At 73.2% G+C, this 1,569-nt stretch carries 1 protein-coding gene; it reads right to left on the reverse strand.

All coding sequences use genetic code 11. From position 1 onward, the window contains the following. Nucleotides 1–61 precede the first annotated feature (61 nt). The coding region (locus AOK16_RS23280) for a beta-N-acetylhexosaminidase (protein WP_055474107.1) at nt 62–1,569 on the reverse strand (1,508 nt) is incomplete at its 5' end.

Raw genomic sequence — 1,569 nt, forward strand, 5'->3', positions numbered from 1 at the left:
TGTGTGTGAGGGACCCACGCTTCCAGGGGCGCGGGTCCCGGGCAGCCGCGTTGGCTCCGGCTCACACGATCGGGGGCTCCTCATCGCTCGGACGTCCGAGCTGGCCCCCCTCCGGGGCGGGCCTCTTCTGCCACGGGCGGGGGCCGGTGGGGCGACGGTAGTCGATGCCGAGGGCGTCCAGGCGGGCGTAGTGCGCAGCCGCCATGCGGGCCTCGAAGCCAGCGAAGTCCCGCTCGGCGGGGGCGGGCAGCGGGGTCCAGGCGACCTCGGCGAAGGCGGCCAGGCGCGGGAAGGTCTGGTAGTCCACGCGCGCCTGGTTCTCCACCGTCTCGGTCCACACATTGGCCTGGGCGCCTAGCACGTGCGCGGCCTCCTCCGGCGTCAACTGCGGGGGCACCGGCTCGAAGCGGTAGACGTCCTCCAGGGTGCGGACGATCGCGATGGGCATCGGCTCGTCCTCGCCCGGGGCCTGCCGGTAGTCCAGGTACACGTGCTGCTGGGGGCACATGACCACGTCGTGGCCCGCCTGGGCGGCGGCGATGCCACCCTCGTAGCCCTGCCAGGAGGAGACCGCGGCGCCCTCCGCGAGCCCGCCCTCCAGGATCTCGTCCCAGCCGATGAGGCGCCGGCCGCGCTCGGCGAGCCAGCCGTCGAAGTGGCGGATGAACCAGCTCTGCAGCTCGTCCTCGTCCTTCAGCCCCTGCTCCTTGATCCGAGCCTGGGCGGTCGGGGACGCCTTCCACTGGTCCTTGGGGCACTCGTCGCCGCCGATGTGCACGAAGCGGGACGGGAAGATGTCCAGCACCTCCTCCAGCACGCCCTCGTAGAAGCGGAGGGTGGTGTCGGTGGGGGCGAGGACGTTGGGGTTGATGCCCCACCTGTCCCAGACCCGGAGGGCGGCGGTGTCGACGACGTCGGTGTTGCCGAGCTCCGGGTACGCGGCGATGGCGGCCTGGGAGTGCCCGGGGACGTCGATCTCGGGGACGACGGTGATGTGCCGCTCGGCGGCGTACGCGACGATCTCGCGGAGGTCGTCCTGGGTGTAGAAGCCGCCGTGCGGGCGCTCGTCCCACAGCAGCGTCGGCCCGACGCCGCGCTTGGTCCGCTCGCGCCAGGCGCCGACCTCCGTCAGGCGCGGGTAGCGCTTGATCTCGACGCGCCAGCCCTGGTCGTCGGTGAGGTGGAAGTGGAAGACGTTGAGCTTGTGCGCGGCGAGCAGGTCGAGGTAGCGCAGCACGCCGTCCTTGGGCATGAAGTGGCGCGCCACGTCGAGCATCATGCCGCGCCAGGTGAACCGGGGCGCGTCCTCCACCGTCACGTACGGCACGGTCCGCTCCGCGTCCGGCCGGACCGGCGCCTTGCGGAACGCCTCGGGGCCGAGCAGCTGCCGCAGGGTCTGGCGCGCCCAGAAGACGCCGGCCTCGCCGCCGCCGGCGATGTCCACGCCGTCCGCGCCGACGGTCAGCCGGTAGCCCTCGGGCCCGAGCCGCCCGGTCAGCTCGGGGTCGATCCGGGTGCGCACGTCGTCCACGTACGGGCCGGAGCCGGTGGTGGTGAGGTGGCGGGGGG

It is taken from the genome of Streptomyces pathocidini (genome assembly GCF_001418495.1).
In the GTDB taxonomy this organism is placed as follows: domain Bacteria; phylum Actinomycetota; class Actinomycetes; order Streptomycetales; family Streptomycetaceae; genus Streptomyces; species Streptomyces pathocidini.